Here is a 16,867-nt window from a genome sequence, read left to right on the forward strand (position 1 = left end):
TCGTGATGTGCGTTGATCGCAGTGGAAAGGAGTGATTCATATGCTGTCCGGCGTTATTTTGGCAGGCGGCAATCATGGTTCTACGGAAGGCGCACCTACCCTATTCCGGATGATTCAAGGAGAAACGCTGCTGGAGCGGCAGATCCGTGAGATGCGGAAGTGCTGCGGCGAGATTACGATCGTGACGGACGATCCCCGGCCGCTGCTTCGCCAAGTGGACCGGGATATCCGAATAATTACGGATTATTATGTCGGAAAAGGAATGCTTGGCGGCATGCACGCGGGCCTCTCCCTGTCTAAACACCGGGCCGTGTGGATCATCGGCTGCCACATGCCGTATCCCTCGGCCGACGCCGCTGAGCTGATGGCGCTGAGGCTGGAGGACGGGCTCGACGCCGTCCTGCCGATGATCGGCGGCAGGCTCCATCCGCTTCACGGTATTTATGAACGCTCCTGCGCCGTGTATTTTGGGCAGTTTCTGGAGAGCGGCCATACGGAAGCTGATGGTCTGGTTCGTCAGCTTCGTTATCTGACGGTTGCGGAAACGGATTTCGGATATCAAGGCATGGACGGCGGCTTTGTTCTTACACTCGAAGATGCTTGGGGAGATGCGCTGACCGAATTTTTGGCTGACGAAGGAAAAGCATCAACATCGTTCAAATAAAAATAAGCGGCAGCGAAGATGGTGAGAAAAGTGAAAAGAGTGAGAAAAATCACTGTCATTAACCTGTGAAAAAAGTAACATGAAAGCATAGAAAACGGAGGTGCTTGATCATGGCGATGAAAGAAAGCGAAGTAAAGAACCGGGCTGGATTCGAGGAGGCATGGCGCGGTTTTGCGGGAGGCAGCTGGCAGAAGAACATTGACGTCAATTCATTTATCGGGCGCAACCTCACACCGTATGAGGGCGATGAGCAGTTCCTTGCGCCGCCAACGGAGAACACGCTGGAGCTGTGGAAGCAGGTCAGCCAGCTGTTGAAGGAAGAGCGGGAGCGGGGCGGCGTTCACGACTTGGACGTGAACACGGTCTCCACCATAACCTCGCATGCACCGGGATACATCGACCAGGACAAGGAAACCATCGTCGGATTGCAGACCGACGCACCGCTTAAGCGTGCCGTTCAGCCGTTCGGCGGTATCCGGATGGTCGTTGATGCCTGCAACGCGTACGGGTATCAATTGAACCCGGAATTGGAGCGCATTTTTACCGATCTGCGCAAGACGCATAACCAAGGCGTGTTTGACGCCTATACGTCCGAGATGCGCGCAGCCCGCAAGGCCGGCATCATCACGGGCCTTCCGGATGCCTACGGACGGGGCCGGATTATCGGCGACTACCGCCGCGTGGCGCTGTATGGTGTCGACCGTCTCATCCAAGGCAAGAAGGAGGAGCTGCTCCAGCTCGAAGTCGATGCGATGAGCGAAGACGTCATCCGGCTGCGCGAAGAGCTGTCCGAACAGATCCGAAGCCTCGGCGAGCTGAAGGCGATGGCCGCATCTTACGGACATGATATCTCGAGACCCGCGATGAACGCCAAAGAGGCGGTGCAGTGGCTCTACTTCGCTTATCTGGCAGCTATTAAGGAGCAGAACGGAGCGGCGATGAGCCTTGGCCGGGTATCCAGCTTCCTGGACATATATATCGAACGCGACCTCGCGGAAGGCACGCTGACGGAGAGCCTGGCGCAGGAGATCGTCGACCATTTCGTCATGAAGCTGCGGATCGTCAAATTTTTGCGCACGCCGGACTACAACGAGCTGTTCAGCGGCGATCCGACATGGGTGACCGAGTCGGTCGGCGGCATGGGGCTTGACGGCAAAACGCGCGTGACGCGGAACTCCTTCCGCTTCCTGCATACCCTCTACAACCTGGGACCTGCGCCCGAGCCGAACCTGACGGTGCTGTGGTCGGTGCAGCTGCCGGAGAACTTCAAGAAGTTCTGCGCCAAAGTGTCGGCCGAGACCAGTTCGATCCAGTACGAAAACGACGACCTGATGCGTCCGCACTTCGGCGACGATTACGGCATCGCCTGCTGCGTATCCGCGATGCGGATCGGCAAGCAGATGCAGTTCTTCGGAGCCCGGGCCAATCTGGCCAAGGCGCTCTTGTACGCCGTCAACGGCGGCGTCGACGAGAAGAGCGGCGCCCAGGTCGGACCGGCCATTGCGCCGATCACGTCCGAGGTGCTGGACTATGAGGAAGTGAAAGCGAAGTTCGACGTCATCCAGGATTGGCTGGCGAAATTGTACATCAACACGCTGAACGTGATCCATTATATGCATGACAAATACTGCTACGAGCGCATCGAAATGGCCCTCCATGACCGGGATATTGTCCGGACGATGGCCTGCGGTATCGCCGGCCTGTCGGTCGTAGCCGACAGCCTGAGCGCCATTCGTTACGCGAAGGTTCGCCCGGTCCGCAACGAAAAAGGGATCGCGGTCGATTTTGAAATCGAAGGTGAGTATCCGCAGTACGGCAACAACGACGACCGGGTCGACCAGCTCGCCGTGGAGCTGGCGGAAGGGTTCATGAACCGGCTGCGCAAGCATAAGACGTACCGCGGCGCGATTCCGACCATGTCGGTTCTGACGATTACGTCAAACGTCGTATACGGCAAGAAGACAGGCAGCACACCGGACGGCCGCAAGGCCGGACAGCCGTTTGCACCGGGCGCGAACCCGATGCACGGACGCGACCGCAAAGGCGCGCTCGCTTCGCTGGCTTCGGTCGCCAAAATCCCTTACGAGCACAGCCTGGACGGCATTTCCAATACATTTTCGATCATTCCGAAGGCGCTCGGCAAAGAGGACGCAGCCAGACACAGCAACCTGGCGGCGCTGCTTGACGGCTATACCGCGAGCGGCGGACATCATCTGAACGTCAACGTCTTTAACCGCGAGCAGCTGCTGGATGCAATGGAGCATCCGGAGAACTATCCGCAGCTGACCATCCGGGTATCCGGGTATGCGGTCAACTTCATCAAGCTGACGCGGGAGCAGCAGCTGGATGTCATCAGCCGCACGTTCCACGGAGAGATCTGAGCGTTACCGTTACGATTCGCAAAGCAATGAAGCAATGAAATCAAAAGTTGTCATCAAGAGAGGAGCGTGGCCCGCATGAAAGGCAGAATACATTCCATGGACACCTTCGGTACGGTGGACGGACCGGGCATCCGCTTCGTCCTGTTCATGCAGGGCTGCGCGCTGCAGTGCCAATTTTGCCATAACCCCGATACATGGGATACGAAGGGAGGACGCCAAGTTACCGTCGAGGAGATTCTCCGGGAAATCGAACCCTATGTGCCTTACTATAAAAGCTCGGGTGGAGGCATCACGGTGACGGGAGGCGAACCGACGCTTCAGGCGCCTTTTGTGGCGCAGCTGTTCAAGGCTTGCAAGGAGCGGTTCGGCCTGCATACGGCGCTCGACAGCTCGGGTTTCTGCGAACCGTCTCATGCAGGCGAGCTGATGCAGTATACGGATCTGGTCCTGCTCGATCTGAAACAGCTGAACAACGAGAAGCATGAGCGGCTGACCTCCCAGCCGAATGACCGGATCCTGAAATTTGCGGCATGGCTGTCCGCCATCGGAAAACCGGTATGGATCAGGCACGTGCTGATTCCCGGGATCACTGATCAGGCAGGAGATCTGACGCTGCTGGGTGAATTTATCGGACACCTGCGTAATGTGGAGAAAGTCGAGCTGCTGCCCTATCACCGGATGGGTGTATACAAATGGCAGCAGTTAGGCCGCCCGTACGCCCTGGAAGGCGTGCCTACGCCAACGGACCGCGAGGTGGAGCGCGCAAGAGAGCTGATCGAAGCGGCGCGGAGGGCTGCGGCGTCCCGGCCATAATAGCGAGAAGCGTGTCGGGGATAGGATGCGGCAGCCCATAGCCCCGGCGCTATCGCCGAATTGTTCGCTGGAATCTTCTCTGCCCCTCGGTTCCATCCGAATCCGTCCGGGTATTTCCTGAGCACTGCTTCGTTCCTTTTAAGGGACTGACCTAAGGGATTTACCACGGTAGGTGTGATTTTTCTCATAGGATCAGGGGGTCACCCCTATGAAAAATCAGTGCATCCCCCGATAGGTTAATCCATCCTGACGGGTTATGATAAAGGCAAAGATGTGCGGAAGGGGAAATGAACGATGGGGCAGACCGTGACGGGGACACAGGCGAAGCATCGCCGGGAGGGCTTGGAGCCGCTGCTGTCGCAAGAGAGCTTCGAAAAGCTGGAGAGCATCATGTATAAGCGCAGCGCGGAAAAGGGCAGCTGCCTGTTCTGGGAAGGCGATCCGGCCGACAAGCTGTATTTCATCATCGAGGGCCGGGTCAGAACGACGAAGACCTCGGACAGCGGGCGGGCTTTGACACTGTACCTGCATCATGAAGGGGATCTGGTCGGACAGATGGATCCGTTTCAGGATTCGGTGCACAGCTTCAGCGCCGAGGTCATGGAGGATGCCAAGGTCGGGGTCATTCAGCGCAAAGACCTGGAGGTTCTGCTCTGGCAGCACGGCGATCTGGCCGTTGAGTTCATGAAATGGATGGGCCTGATGCATCGTTTGACGCAAACCAAATTCCGCGATCTCATGATGTTCGGCAAGACGGGAGCGCTCTGTTCGCTGTTGATTCGGCTTGGGAATTCGTATGGAACGGAGCGGGAAGAAGGCGTCTATATCGATTTGAAAATCAACAATTCCGAAATGGCCGACATGATCGGGGCCACGCGCGAAAGCGTGAACCGGATGCTGAGCGATTTGAAAAAGGAAGACGTGATCGAAACGGTGGACGGCCATATCATCATCAAGGATCTTCACTATCTGCGGGATATTTGCCGGTGCGAGAACTGTCCGAAAGAAATTTGCCGTATGTAATCCGGACCGGAGTGGGGAAGACCGGGCAGCTGCTGCCTGGTCTTCCTTTTGCTGCGCAGCAGGCATTCTGTAAGGAGTGAGCTCCAATTACAAACCAAGCTGGCCGTTTTGCATGTATAGGTGGCAGCTCCCTGAGCGGGGAGTCGGGGGATCCCCTTACATACAAACAGGCGGGCTTTTTTTAGAAATCAGAAAATATTAACTTACGAGGTTAAACATCTTGACACTGCAAAAAAAATTCAACTAAACACGGTCCGGATTCATAGAATGTACGTCGCTAGACGTTTCTATTTTCAATAGAACTATTGGGAAAATAAGAATAACGATATTCATGAAGCGCACGACTCGATAGAGGGGGATATGCATGGAAAGGGCAGGGACAGACGACGAATTCGACCGCCGGCTGGAATGGATTCGCTTGAAAAGCGGAAGCGATTTCATCGCTTATGCGCAGCCGGCCGGCAGCTCCCGCAGGATGGGATGGGACCGCATCCTGGGTAGCAGCAATGTCCGGGTGCGGCAGATGACGATCAAGCCCGGCGTTGGTTTGGGCGGCATGGTGATGCGCCATGGCACGGTATATACGGCTCACGAAGGGGAAAACCCGTTCATGCGTGAAGAATGTCCGGTCATGCTCGCCGAAAAGCTGCTCTCCGGTATGGCATTTCCGGTAACCACTGGCCATTCCACTGCGAGCAGCGGTATTCTATTGCTAGGGAGACGGGATGGCAGGGCATATACCAAGACGGAGACGGCGTGGATCAAGTCCGCGTTATCCGGAAGAAGCGCCTGTGAACCCGGCAAGAAATGATATGATTAGATCATAAAAGCAAAAGGAGGACGCCATGATCAACATTATCATTGTGGACGACCATGCCATGGTCCGGTCCGGGCTTCGCATGCTGCTGAGCGCGGCGCCCGACATTGAGGTGGCGGCTGAAGCATCCGAAGGGGACGAAGGCATCCGCATGGCCCTTGAGCATCAGCCGAACGTTGTCCTGATGGACTTAAGCATGCCTCACGGGAAGGACGGATTAACAGCGGCGACCGAGCTGAAGCAGCAGCTGCCAGACGTGGCGGTTCTCATTCTGACCATGCATGACGACGACGAATACTTGTTCCGGGCGATTCATGCCGGCGCCGCGGGCTATGTGCTCAAGAGCGCGCCCCATGAAGAGCTGCTTACCGCGATCCGCACGGTCGCCGGAGGTGACGCCTATTTGTATCCGACGGCGACGAAGCGGCTGATGAACGAGTATGTGGAGCAGATGCGGAGGGGCGAGAGCACCGATTTGTTCGACGGCCTCTCGGAACGCGAGAAGGAGGTCTTGTCGCTGACGGCCATGGGCTATGCCAACAAAGAAATCGCCGAGCAGCTCTTGATCAGCGTCAAGACCGTCGAGACGCATAAGAGCAATCTGATGGAGAAGCTGGGGCTGAAAACCCGGCCAGAGCTGATTAAATATGCCATGAAGAAGGGGCTGCTGCAATTTGAGTAAACTACCTGAACCCGGTAGGAAGATTATCGCCGAGCATGTCGAGTCGCTTCTGTCCCAGCTCGATGAGCAGCTCCCGGAATCCCGGTTCCGCACGGACTTGCGGGAATCGCTGAAACAGCTGGCGGATGTCAAATTCGCCCTGGACGAGTCGTCGATCGTGGCGGTAACCGATCGCCGGGGGAAGATCCAATACGTCAACGATAAATTTTGCGAAATCTCGAAATACGACCGCTCCGAGCTCTTGGGCCAGGACCACCGGATCATCAACTCAGGGACGCATTCCAAAGCGTTTATGCGCGACTTGTGGAGCACCATCTCCTCCGGCCAAGTCTGGACCGGAGATATTCGGAACCGGGCCAAAGACGGGACTTATTATTGGGTGAACACGACGATCGTCCCGTTCATAGGCGAGGACGGGAAGCCTTATCAATATTTGGCCATCCGCAACGAAGTCACCCGCCTGAAAAAGGTGGAAGAAGAGCTGCAGGAAACGCTGGCCAAGGTCATGACCATTCAGGAAGAAGAGCGGCGTAAATTTTCACGCGAGCTCCATGACGGCATCGGGCAGAGTTTATTTTCCCTGCTGATCCAGCTGGACCGGGCCATTGCCTCCCCAGAGCCTGAAAAAGAAGACCTTCGCGGGATCCGCGAGCATGTCGCGGGGGTCATCGAGGAAGTCCGGGGGCTCGCCTGGGAACTACGGCCGTCCGTTTTGGATGACCTCGGCATCGTCCCTGCGATCCGTACTTATATCGAAAACTATGCATCCCATTATGGGATCAAGGTTGCTTTTGAATGCAATTTGCGGAAGCGTCTGGATATCCAGAAGGAAACCGTGATCTACCGGGTCATTCAGGAGGCGCTGACCAATATCGCCAAATATGCCGACGTTTCCGAGGCTGAGGTAGAGATCAGGGAGCAAGAAGAGGAGGTTGCCGTGCGCATCAGCGACCAGGGGGCCGGGTTCGAGCCGTCCCTGCCAACCCAAGGTGTGGGACGTTTCAGTATGGCGGAGCGGGCCCGGATTGCCGGCGGCCGTCTCCGGATCGACTCCGCGCCGGGAAGCGGGACGATGGTAAAGTTGACGCTGCCGAAATCAACGGCGAAACTGTGAGAAAGCTCACTTCTTTTTTCCGGCCTAACCCGTAATATGGGGGCAAGAAGGAGATGACAACGATGAGCGAAAAAGCATTCGTCATGATTAAACCCGACGGCGTCCGGCGGGGGCTGGTCGGCGAAATCGTCAGCCGCTTTGAGAAGAAGGGACTCCGTCTGCTGCGCGGCGAAATCATGGGAATTTCCCAGGAAACGGCGCGCGTGCATTACGGCCATCTTCAGGACAAGCCGTTCTTTGAAGAACTGGTCGAATACATTACGTCCGGACCGGTTTTTGCCATGATCTTGGAGGGGAAGGAAGCGGTGGTTAACACGCGTTCCCTCATCGGTCCCACCAATCCGGCTGAGGCGCCTCCCGGCACGATCCGCGGCGACTTCGGACTGGCCGTTGAAGAGAATGTCATCCACGGATCCGATTCGCCGGAGCATGCGCGCAGGGAAATCCGGTTATTTTTCGAAAAATAGCGTTTGAACGCCACAAGTGTAATATAGGTCACAGTTTCAGTTAGTGTTCGGGTATATAATGAAACTGCAGGGGGAAGCCGAAAAGAGCATGGTATGCCGGACTTTCAAGCATTGTAACTTTGGAGGCCCGGCCTCTTCCGCCCGATGATGTGAAGTGTTTCACAACTCTGGCAGTCTTTCGCATCATGACCTGGATGAGCAGTCCTATCACGAGAAGAGGTGAACGGTGATGACCGAGATCAATCGACTCCGCGACCTGACGACGTTTATGATCCACTGCTGCTATACTTGTCCGAAAGCTTACGAGTGCACGACCGAAGAGCAATGCCTGGCCTGCTGGAAGGCCCAGCATACAGGTGTTGAAGAGGAGCCGGATGCCGAAACGACGGAAAAGCTTTTGAAGGAGTACGCACTTTAGGCCGAGGGTGGCGGGTGAACGCCCTGAGATAGCTAATGCTCCAAAATTAAGGTTTATCCCAAATAGGCTAGATCATTGGGTCGTCGTTTTCGGCGGCCTTTTTTGTTTGGATTTAAATTTTGCATGCGCGAATTGGATTTTTCTATTACACAAGCCGCTGGAGTTCCCCTATATTAATAATTACTACTTTTCTTATAGGATTTATAGAAAATTCCGTTGGTGGCATGGCGGAAAAAATCAGTGGGAGGCGAAGTCCAATATGGCTGATCTGAATGAGTATTTGAAGCAAAAGAGGAGTGCGCTGCTGCTCCGGCGCGCAAAAGCCGAAGCGGAGCCGGCGCAGGCCGTCAACACGCTGCGTGCCAAAGTGTCGGCCAAGGGAAGAAGCGGGGTGCGCGAAATCCGGATCCGGGATTACCGGGTGATCAGCGACAGTCCGCCTGACTTCGCCGGCTATGACCTGGGGCCTTCGTCACCTGAGCTTCAGCTCGGTGTGCTCGGCAGCTGCCTGACGCATATTACGCTCATTCAAGCCGCAGAACGCGAGGTGTCCCTGCACAGCCTGGAAGTCGAAGTGGAGGCGCAGATGCATCCGCTGGCGGGAAGACCCGGATACGAGCATATTCCTATCTACCCGCATGACATCCGCTACCGGCTGATCATTGAATCAGACGAAAGCGAGGAGACGCTGCAGGCGCTGCATGAGGCTGTCGAACGGGTCTGCCCGATTTTCAATTTGCTCCGCGATCCCCAGGCGGTCGAAGGCGAGCTGGTTCTCAGCCGGCCGGAGGAGGCTGTACGATGACCAAAAGGCTATTAAAGCTGGGTGCAAATCTCAATGGCGTCGGCAACAGCATTTCTTTCTGGAGGCATCCCTCTATTCCCACCGATGCGAGCGTAAGCCTGGAGTTTTACAAGCAGCAGGCGCGGAAGGCGGAAGAGGGGAAATTCGATTTGCTGTTCATCGCAGACGGTTTGTACATTAACGAGAAATCCAATCCCCATTTTCTGAATCGGTTCGAGCCGCTGACCCTGTTGTCCGCCCTGTCGGCCGTGACGACGAATATCGGCCTCGTAGCCACCCTGTCCACGTCCTACAGCGAGCCGTTTACCGTAGCCCGGCAGTTCGCTTCCATCGATAAATTAAGCGGTGGCAGAGCGGGTTGGAATGTGGTGACCTCGCCGCTGGAGGGCTCTGCGCTCAATTTCGGCAAGGGAGAGCACCCCCAGCATTCCCTGCGGTACGAAATCGCCGAGGAACATGTGGAGGTCGTCAAAGGGCTGTGGGATTCCTGGGAGGATGACGCGTTTGTCGGGGATAAGGCGGCAGGGGTGTTTTTCGACCCGTCCAAGCTGCATACGCTGCACCATCAAGGCAAGCACTTTTCCGTGCAGGGGCCGCTCAACATCGCACGGTCAAAGCAGGGGCATCCGGTCATCTTTCAAGCCGGATCCTCCGAGTCCGGCAGGGATTTGGCGGCCCGCACCGCGGACGCGATTTATACCGCGCATGAGACGCTGGAGGAAGCACGCGCTTTCTACCAGGACGTCAAAGGGCGAGCCGCATCGTACGGCCGCAAGCCGGAGGAGCTGCTGATCTTCCCGGGAATCGGGCCGATCGTCGGCCGCACTGAGGAGGAGGCGGAGCGGAAATACCGCGAGATTGCTGAGCTCGTTTCGATCGATCAGGCGCTGAATTACTTGGGACGTTATTTCGACCATTTCGACTTTTCGCAATTCCCCTTGGACGAGCCGTTCCCGGACATCGGCGATTTGGGCAGCAACAGCTTCCGCAGCACAACGGACAAAATCAAGCAGGAAGCCAGGGAGCAGGGGCTCACGCTCCGCGAAGTGGCGCTGCGGGCTTCGACCCCGCGCACCTCATTTATCGGTACGCCGGAGCGGGTCGCCGACCTGATTCAGGAATGGTTTGAAGAAGGGGGGGCCGACGGCTTCAATGTCCGGACTGTGGTGCCGAACGGTTTGGCCGATTTCGTCGATCTCGTGGTGCCGATCCTTCAGGCGCGGGGCCTGTACCGGACGGAGTACGAAAGCGATACGCTGCGCGGGAATCTCGGGCTGCCGGTCCCGGCCAACCGGTACGCGGCTCAAAACCTCGCCAAGGCAGTCCACGAAGCTTAGTCGTCATTGCGCCGGCATGCTTGGCGCTGCGATCGGTGCATGGGAAGTACCATGCACCGGTCGCAGCCGTTTCCCAGGATGAATCCGGGAAGTTACGTAATGAGACGGATTACACACTTGAAGGATCTGCCCTTGTGCTGCAAAAGGCTTATCTGTCGCAGTTTCCCGACGGGCCGCAGCCGCTCAGGCTGACCTTCAGCGCAGGAAACGATGCGTTTGTGACGCTGGACGTCCACCCGCAGCCGTGAGTCGTCCAAGGACTGAAGGAAATACCTGCTGACTTTGATGTACATCCCTATACAATTTAAAAACGCTGCGAAAGCCCTCCATGTGGAGGGCTTTCGGCATGTTATAACAGGGTAAGCTTCCAGGAAGGGGACCCGGAACGTCTGCGCCGGCGCTTATGGTTTGCGTGTCTGCCGGTTCGCGCAATGGAAGAACGTGCTCTCCCCTTTTTAAAGGAACGAGTGTGCGGGGAGGCAGGTTTGGATAACGGGCCAGGAGGAGGAATTCCGCCTTCGGTTGGAACATGATGTTCTTTCAGTGCGTTAAAGTTCACCGGTTCAATGGAACATGCTTGCATCGTCCAAGCAATTTCGGGATTGGTAAATACCCGGAGCTCGCGCTCCCGGATCTCTGTCCATTCGGACATGCCCAGCAGCACATCATCCACGTAACCGGGATGGCACATAATCTCGGTAATCCCAATCGGAGCAGAGCGTATATAGTGCAGCAGCCGCTGCAGGCCTTCGCTGTCGCCATAGGTGTCCAGAAGGACCCAGTCCGTCATTTTCAGAGCAGGCGGGGAAAGATGAGGATGTTCAATCTGCGATCTCCGGAGCGGGATCCGGTGCCTGCACGCCAGCTCAGCCAGCACTTGGTAGATCACAGGGTCGTCCTGATGCAGCAGCTGATGTGAATCCAGGTGTGTGGGGAACAGGGACGTCTCCAGGAACCGGTTCCACTGGGCATCCAGCTCGGCGGCAACATCGGCGGCATTCCGGCTGCGTCTGATTTTACCATCAAGAAATACCCCGTTCTCTCTCACCAGCGAAGGGACAGCAGCCGGGTCCGACAAGGGCCGTCCATATGTCAGGTTAAAATGCAGCCCGACGCCGAGACCGGGCAGCGAGCGTGCTGCATGCACAGCGTCCGCCAAACCGGGCATATTGACCATCATCGAGGTGCTGGTGATTCCACCGGCCCGGTATGCCTCAGTAATGCCGCGGTTCACGGCAGGTGACAGGCCAAAATCGTCGGCATTGATAATGACTTGCCGGTTCATCGCAGCGCACTCCCTCCATCGTTCATAGAATCTGGCCATAACTAACCGATGATACAGCTTAATGCGGTACGCAGGCGTTTGGAAACGTACGGACGCCCGGCTGGGAAGGTTTTCCCGCATCGTGCCCGGACAGCGGTGACCGGGCGCATTTTTATACTTTTTTTAGATTTGGTTTAGAGGCGTTTTAGAGACGGAGGATAAGATGGTGATTAGAGGGCCAGGGCGAGTCCGCTCCGAAGGCGGACGGCAGCTGCCATCGCGGGACCCGGGCTTTCTAATTCACGAAACAATGGAGGATATGATGAGAAAAAAATGGTTGTCGGCAGGAGCGGTTGTAGGGCTGGGCGCGGTTATGCTGTTAACAAGCGGGTATTCCGTCATGGCGAACACATCCGGATATGAAGCTTACAAATCAGCGTTTACGCATACGAAGGGCGCTGACAGTATGGCTTCCCATATCGTATGGAGTTTGAGCGATAACGGTACGAAGGTGCTGTCCGGTACGGCGGACATGAAGGTCAATCACGCCAAGCAGGCGATGAGCATGACGGCGGTGGTAGACGACGGTACACGGACACATACGATGCAGACTTACAGACAGGACGGCAAGATGATTCTAAAGAGCAGTGATTCGGAAGTATATCGGGTGATGGACCAGGCGCCAGAGTGGCAGCATGACGGTAAAACGGCCCAAATGCCGCAAGCCGCTGAGCAGGTAATGGAAGCGCTGGTGGGGAACATCAAGGATTTGGCGACGGTGGAGACGGGCAGTGACGGTACGAAGGAGGCGGAGCTCCATTTATCGGGCAGCCAGATTCCGGCCGTGGTGAATGCCGTAGGCTCACTTATCGCTTCCAAGGCCGGCAGCGCGGATGGCTGGAATCACGGTGCGGCGGTTCAGGGACATCTGCCGGCCGGACATTCGGAATGGAAGGTGAATCTGCCGAAGCTGACGGATGAGATCAAGGTGGAGCAGATCGATCTGGATGCCAAAATCGGCAAAAATGCTGCCTTGGAAAACCAGTCGGCGGAAATCCTGGTTACGGGGAAGGATGCGGCAGGAGCAGCGCATGTGCTTACCCTCCAACTGAACGCTGGCTTCTCGGGGTATGACGCAACGACGCCCGACCGGGTCGATCTCGCGGGTAAACAGACCGAGAAGGTCGATAACCGTTGGGAACGAAACGGCTGGAATCGTCACTAAGCAGGAAGGCGGCCGGACAGGAGAAGGTCCGGCCGCCCTTTTTTAGAAGGAGGGATTGAACGCATGAACAGCGTACTTGAAGTGGAGGGAATCACCAAGCTTTTCCGTAACCACCGCGGGGTCAAGGATGTGTCATTTACCGCCTCGGAAGGTGAAGTATTCGGATTCATCGGGCCCAACGGCGCGGGCAAGACGACGGTGCTCAAAATCATAACAGGCTTAATCCGGCCTGATCGGGGAAACGTCCGGATCATGGGGCATGATATCGTGGAGCGTTTTGAACAGGCCGTCAGCCATACCGGGTGTATCATTGAGACCCCGGAAGCTTATGAATACATGAGCGCCCGCGATAATTTGAAGCTGTCGGCACGGTTTTACAAGGATCTGCCGGCGAGCCGGATTGACGAAGTATTGGAGAAGGTCGGTCTCAAGCCATATCGCAATGAACGGGTACGCGGCTTTTCGCTGGGAATGAAGCAGCGGCTGGGGCTGGCTTCGGCGCTGCTGTCCGCTCCGCGGCTGGTGCTGCTCGACGAACCGACGAATGGTCTGGATATCGAAGGAATGGCCGATTTTCGCAGCACGGTCCGGCAGCTGGCAGACCAAGGAATCACCTTCCTCATTTCCAGCCACCTGGTCCACGATCTGAGTTTGATCGCGGACCGCGTCGGTGTGATGCGTGAGGGTCATCTGATCAGCCTGGGAAGGGAAGACGAATGGAACGGGGCAGGTATGTCGCTGGAACAATACGTCACCTTTAAATTGCTCGAGTCCAAGGAGGGGGAGCACGATGCACAGCTTATACGCCAATCTGCTGAATGAAACGGAGAAGCTCTGGCGGCAGCGCCGGACGAAGGGTTTCCTGCTGTTGGCCTTGATCCTTCCGGTCGTTACCGTGCTGCTGTCCAGCCTTCTGAAGATGAGGGCGGGCATGCTGTTTGGACTGGAGGGGAGCCTCCCGGTGGCCATGCTTCACCTGTTCACCTTTGCGATCATTCCGCTCTACATGGCGGCAGCGGCGGCCCACTCGTTTGCCGGGGAGATGGCGGCCCGCACGATGAAGCTGGTTCTGCTGCGGCCCGTCACGCGTGCCCGGGCGTACGCGTCTAAAGTGATCGCCATCGCGGTGTTTGCCGCCCTATGCCTTGGCGTGCTCTGGATCGCCTCAACCGTATCGGCGTGGGCGGTCGGGGGACCGGCAGGCGGCATGGCGGACAGCCTGAAGGCGTACGCCGCTTCCTTTGTGCCGATGATGGCCATCGGCCTAGTGTGCGTATTTATTGCGCAGCTGTTTTCGTCCGGAACCAGCGCTTTAATGACCATCGTGCTGATCTACGCCGCGGCCAAAGCGCTGCCTTTGCTGCTGCCGCAGCTGTCTGCCTGGTCCGTCTTTTCCTACACACGCTGGGATGTGCTGTGGACCGGCAGCGGAGCGCCGGCGGGTACACTGCTCAATACGTTTCTCCTGCTGCTGTCTTATATTATAATGGCTTATGCGGCGGGACTCATGATGTTCGCGAGAAAACAGCTCTAAGGAGATTGGCCCATGTCCATCAAAACAAGACTTTTGCTTTCTTATATTGCGATGACCTTCATCCCGGTCGTTCTGTTCGCTGTGATTGCCGGAGGGCTGTATACTGTATTGTTCAAAAACATCGGGGAAGGCCGCGGCACCCCTGCCATTTGGGAAAAGGCAAGCCTTCGCGGCGAAATGGCCGCCGGCCTCAAGTTTATGATCCAGACCGAACCTGATCGGTTCGCCGATCCCTCCTTCGTGGCCAAAGCGGACGAACAGCTGACCCGATTGGATGCGGGGATCGTCGTAACGGAAGACGGCCGGATCACGTATGCCTCGGATCTGCTCCGCGGCGTCGATGTGGAGAAGGAAATCCAGAAGTGGCAGCCGGCGATGTCCTGGCACCGATGGGGAGCGAAAGGAAGCGGCCGGTTCTCCGTGGAGAAATTCGATGTCGCGTTCAGCGGCCAGCATACGGGGGCGGTCTACGTCTTGACGGATATGAGCACATTTTTTGCGGAAGCCAAAAAGTTATTCCCACTGATGATGCTATCCCTGCTTCTGGTCATCGGGTTAACCAACGGAATTCTGACCTTTCTGGTCTCCCGGAGCCTGGTCAAGCCGCTGTATGCATTAAAGCATGCCGCAGAGCAGATCAAGGACGGGGATCTGAGCCACGAAATCGCGCTGAAGCGCAAGGATGAAATCGGGGAGCTGGGGGAGGCGTTTGAAGAAATGCGGAGCCGCCTGAGCGAATCGATCCGCCTGCAGCTGCAGTACGAGGATAACCGCAAGGAGCTGATCGCAAGCATCTCCCATGACCTGAAGACACCGATTACCGGTATCAAGGCTTGTGTGGAGGGCCTTCAGGACGGTATTGCCGATACCGAGGCGATGCGGGATAAGTATATGGGGATGATCGCGAAAAAGACGGAGGATATGGACCGGCTGATTGAAGAACTGCTACTGTTCTCGAAGCTGGATCTGAAGAAGCTGCCTTTTCATATGGAGCCGACCGATCTGAAGGGATATGTTACGGACTGTGTTCAGGAGCTGCGGCTCGATCCCCGGATGTCCGGCGTGAAGATCGCGTGTGAGCTGCCTGATAGGGAGCGCGTTCAAGTGATGGCGGACCGGGAAAAGCTGCGGAGAGTGATCCTGAATATTATCGACAACAGCCTGAAGTATTTGGATAAAGCGGACAAGGAGCTGTCCGTAAACCTGAGCGACGGGCCGGATGAAGCTGTGATCCGGATCAAGGATAACGGCTCCGGGATTGAAGAAGCGGCGCTGCCGCACATTTTCGACCGGTTCTACCGCGCCGAGCCGTCGCGAAATACGGATACCGGCGGGAGCGGACTCGGGCTTGCGATTGTTAAGCAAATGATCGAGGGCATGGGAGGCAGAGTCTGGGCGGAGAGCCGTACCGATGAAGGAACAAGCATTTATTTTGCTTTGCCAAAGATGACAAGAGATGGCGGTGAGCGGGCGTGAAGCGTATTTTGATCATTGAGGATGAACTGGTCATTGCGGAAGTGGAAAAGGATTATTTGGAGGCGGGCGGATATGCCGTCGACGTCGCGGCTAGCGGGGATGCCGGCCTGAAGAAGGCGCTGGAAGAGGAGTACGATTTGATCATCCTCGATCTGATGCTGCCGAAGGTGGACGGATTCGAAATCTGCCGCCAGGTCCGCGAGGCGAGGAATATTCCGATTCTGATGGTGACCGCCCGCAAGGAGGATATCGATAAAATCCGGGGACTCGGCCTCGGTGCGGATGATTATATTACAAAGCCCTTCAGCGTAGGCGAGCTTGTGGCACGCGTCAAAGCGCATTTATCCCGCTATGACCGGCTGACGTCGGAGCACCGGCGGGAGCCGAAGAGCGAGCTGCGGCTGCGGGGAATCCGGATCGACCAGTTGTCCCGCAAGGTGTTCGTGAACGAACAGGAAGTGCTGCTGACCTCTAAAGAGTATGATCTGCTGCTGTTCCTGTGCAACCACCCGAACCGGGTGTTCAGCAAGGACGACCTGTTCGAACGAATTTGGGGACTGGATGCTATGGGGGATAACGCCACCGTCACGGTGTATATCAGCAAATTAAGGGAGAAAATCGAAGCGAACCCCTCCAAGCCGCAATATATCGAGACGATTTGGGGTGTGGGTTACCGCTTTAATGTATAGATGAAGATGCGCAATGGACCCTAATAACGCGTTTTGGGAAGGCCTTTACTGTCGGTAAAGGCCTTTTTGCGTTTTCGGAGCTTGGAGGCCCGAGCGTGTTTTTATACTTTTTTTAGATTCGGTTTAGAGCCGGTTTAGAAACGAGATCTATGCTGAAG

General features: G+C 56.5%; 18 protein-coding genes. 17 read left to right on the plus strand and 1 reads right to left on the minus strand.

All coding sequences use genetic code 11. The features are described from left to right. The first annotated feature begins 40 nt into the window (after positions 1 to 40). The 12 genes from mobA to GCU45_RS26955 all read left to right on the plus strand — a co-directional run bounded on the left by mobA (position 41) and on the right by GCU45_RS26955 (position 10,769). The gene (mobA, locus tag GCU45_RS26900) at positions 41 to 664 is read left to right on the plus strand and encodes a molybdenum cofactor guanylyltransferase (protein ID WP_152401882.1); all 624 of its coding nucleotides are present in this window, start codon (positions 41 to 43) and stop codon (positions 662 to 664) included. A gap of 110 nt (positions 665 to 774) precedes the next feature. Next, positions 775 to 3,045 carry a formate C-acetyltransferase gene (pflB, locus tag GCU45_RS26905; RefSeq protein WP_152401884.1) on the plus strand — a complete coding sequence of 757 codons (2,271 nt, stop codon included), beginning with the start codon at positions 775 to 777 and terminating at the stop codon, positions 3,043 to 3,045. A 75-nt stretch (positions 3,046 to 3,120) separates the two neighbouring features. After that, positions 3,121 to 3,858, plus strand: a complete 738-nt coding sequence (gene pflA, locus GCU45_RS26910; RefSeq protein WP_152401886.1) for a pyruvate formate-lyase-activating protein — start codon at positions 3,121 to 3,123, stop codon at positions 3,856 to 3,858. A gap of 294 nt (positions 3,859 to 4,152) precedes the next feature. Next, positions 4,153 to 4,881, plus strand: coding sequence for a Crp/Fnr family transcriptional regulator (locus GCU45_RS26915; RefSeq protein WP_105443830.1), 729 nt, complete (start codon positions 4,153 to 4,155; stop codon positions 4,879 to 4,881). Between the two features lie 364 nt (positions 4,882 to 5,245). Then, positions 5,246 to 5,692 (plus strand): hypothetical protein, encoded by a 447-nt coding sequence (locus GCU45_RS26920; protein WP_152401887.1) that lies wholly within the window; start codon positions 5,246 to 5,248, stop codon positions 5,690 to 5,692. Positions 5,693 to 5,726: 34 nt separating this feature from the next. Further along, on the plus strand, positions 5,727 to 6,380 hold the full coding sequence (locus GCU45_RS26925; RefSeq protein WP_152401889.1) for a response regulator transcription factor: 654 nt from the start codon (positions 5,727 to 5,729) through the stop codon (positions 6,378 to 6,380). Beyond that, positions 6,373 to 7,494 carry a sensor histidine kinase gene (locus GCU45_RS26930; RefSeq protein WP_152401891.1) on the plus strand — a complete coding sequence of 374 codons (1,122 nt, stop codon included), beginning with the start codon at positions 6,373 to 6,375 and terminating at the stop codon, positions 7,492 to 7,494. Before GCU45_RS26925 ends, GCU45_RS26930 begins: the two co-directional genes overlap by 8 nt. Before the next feature lie 62 nt (positions 7,495 to 7,556). Then, complete coding sequence (gene ndk, locus GCU45_RS26935; protein WP_152401892.1) at positions 7,557 to 7,961, plus strand: nucleoside-diphosphate kinase; 405 nt, start codon at positions 7,557 to 7,559, stop codon at positions 7,959 to 7,961. 229 nt (positions 7,962 to 8,190) lie between these two features. Further along, positions 8,191 to 8,379, plus strand: a complete 189-nt coding sequence (locus tag GCU45_RS26940) for a hypothetical protein (protein WP_105443826.1) — start codon at positions 8,191 to 8,193, stop codon at positions 8,377 to 8,379. A gap of 259 nt (positions 8,380 to 8,638) precedes the next feature. Further along, positions 8,639 to 9,184, plus strand: a complete 546-nt coding sequence (locus GCU45_RS26945) for an OsmC family protein (RefSeq protein WP_152401894.1) — start codon at positions 8,639 to 8,641, stop codon at positions 9,182 to 9,184. After that, entirely contained in the window at positions 9,181 to 10,521 is a 1,341-nt protein-coding gene (locus GCU45_RS26950) for an LLM class flavin-dependent oxidoreductase (protein WP_152401896.1), read from the plus strand. Before GCU45_RS26945 ends, GCU45_RS26950 begins: the two co-directional genes overlap by 4 nt. 35 nt (positions 10,522 to 10,556) lie before the next feature. Next, positions 10,557 to 10,769, plus strand: coding sequence for a X2-like carbohydrate binding domain-containing protein (locus GCU45_RS26955; protein WP_167527240.1), 213 nt, complete (start codon positions 10,557 to 10,559; stop codon positions 10,767 to 10,769). Positions 10,770 to 10,870: 101 nt separating this feature from the next. Here GCU45_RS26955 and GCU45_RS26960 read toward each other — a convergent pair whose 3' ends face one another. Next, the gene (locus GCU45_RS26960) at positions 10,871 to 11,806 is read right to left on the minus strand and encodes a carbohydrate deacetylase (RefSeq protein WP_167527241.1); all 936 of its coding nucleotides are present in this window, start codon (positions 11,804 to 11,806) and stop codon (positions 10,871 to 10,873) included. 298 nt (positions 11,807 to 12,104) lie between these two features. On the opposite strand from GCU45_RS26960, the gene GCU45_RS26965 reads away from it, so the two are divergent. The 5 genes from GCU45_RS26965 (at position 12,105) to GCU45_RS26985 (ending at position 16,709) form a co-directional block, all read left to right on the plus strand. Then, entirely contained in the window at positions 12,105 to 13,010 is a 906-nt protein-coding gene (locus GCU45_RS26965; RefSeq protein ID WP_152401902.1) for a hypothetical protein, read from the plus strand. 63 nt (positions 13,011 to 13,073) lie between these two features. Further along, positions 13,074 to 13,832: an ABC transporter ATP-binding protein gene (locus GCU45_RS26970; RefSeq protein WP_152401904.1), complete on the plus strand. Its 759-nt coding sequence runs from the start codon at positions 13,074 to 13,076 to the stop codon at positions 13,830 to 13,832. After that, entirely contained in the window at positions 13,801 to 14,544 is a 744-nt protein-coding gene (locus tag GCU45_RS26975) for an ABC transporter permease (protein WP_152401905.1), read from the plus strand. The genes GCU45_RS26970 and GCU45_RS26975 overlap by 32 nt, the downstream gene beginning before the upstream one ends. Positions 14,545 to 14,556: 12 nt before the next feature. Beyond that, positions 14,557 to 16,020: a sensor histidine kinase gene (locus GCU45_RS26980; RefSeq protein WP_152401907.1), complete on the plus strand. Its 1,464-nt coding sequence runs from the start codon at positions 14,557 to 14,559 to the stop codon at positions 16,018 to 16,020. Beyond that, positions 16,017 to 16,709, plus strand: coding sequence for a response regulator transcription factor (locus GCU45_RS26985; RefSeq protein ID WP_152401909.1), 693 nt, complete (start codon positions 16,017 to 16,019; stop codon positions 16,707 to 16,709). Before GCU45_RS26980 ends, GCU45_RS26985 begins: the two co-directional genes overlap by 4 nt. Positions 16,710 to 16,867 lie beyond the last annotated feature (158 nt).

Source organism: Paenibacillus cellulositrophicus (assembly GCF_009363095.1).
GTDB classification, from domain to species: domain Bacteria; phylum Bacillota; class Bacilli; order Paenibacillales; family Paenibacillaceae; genus Paenibacillus_AQ; species Paenibacillus_AQ favisporus.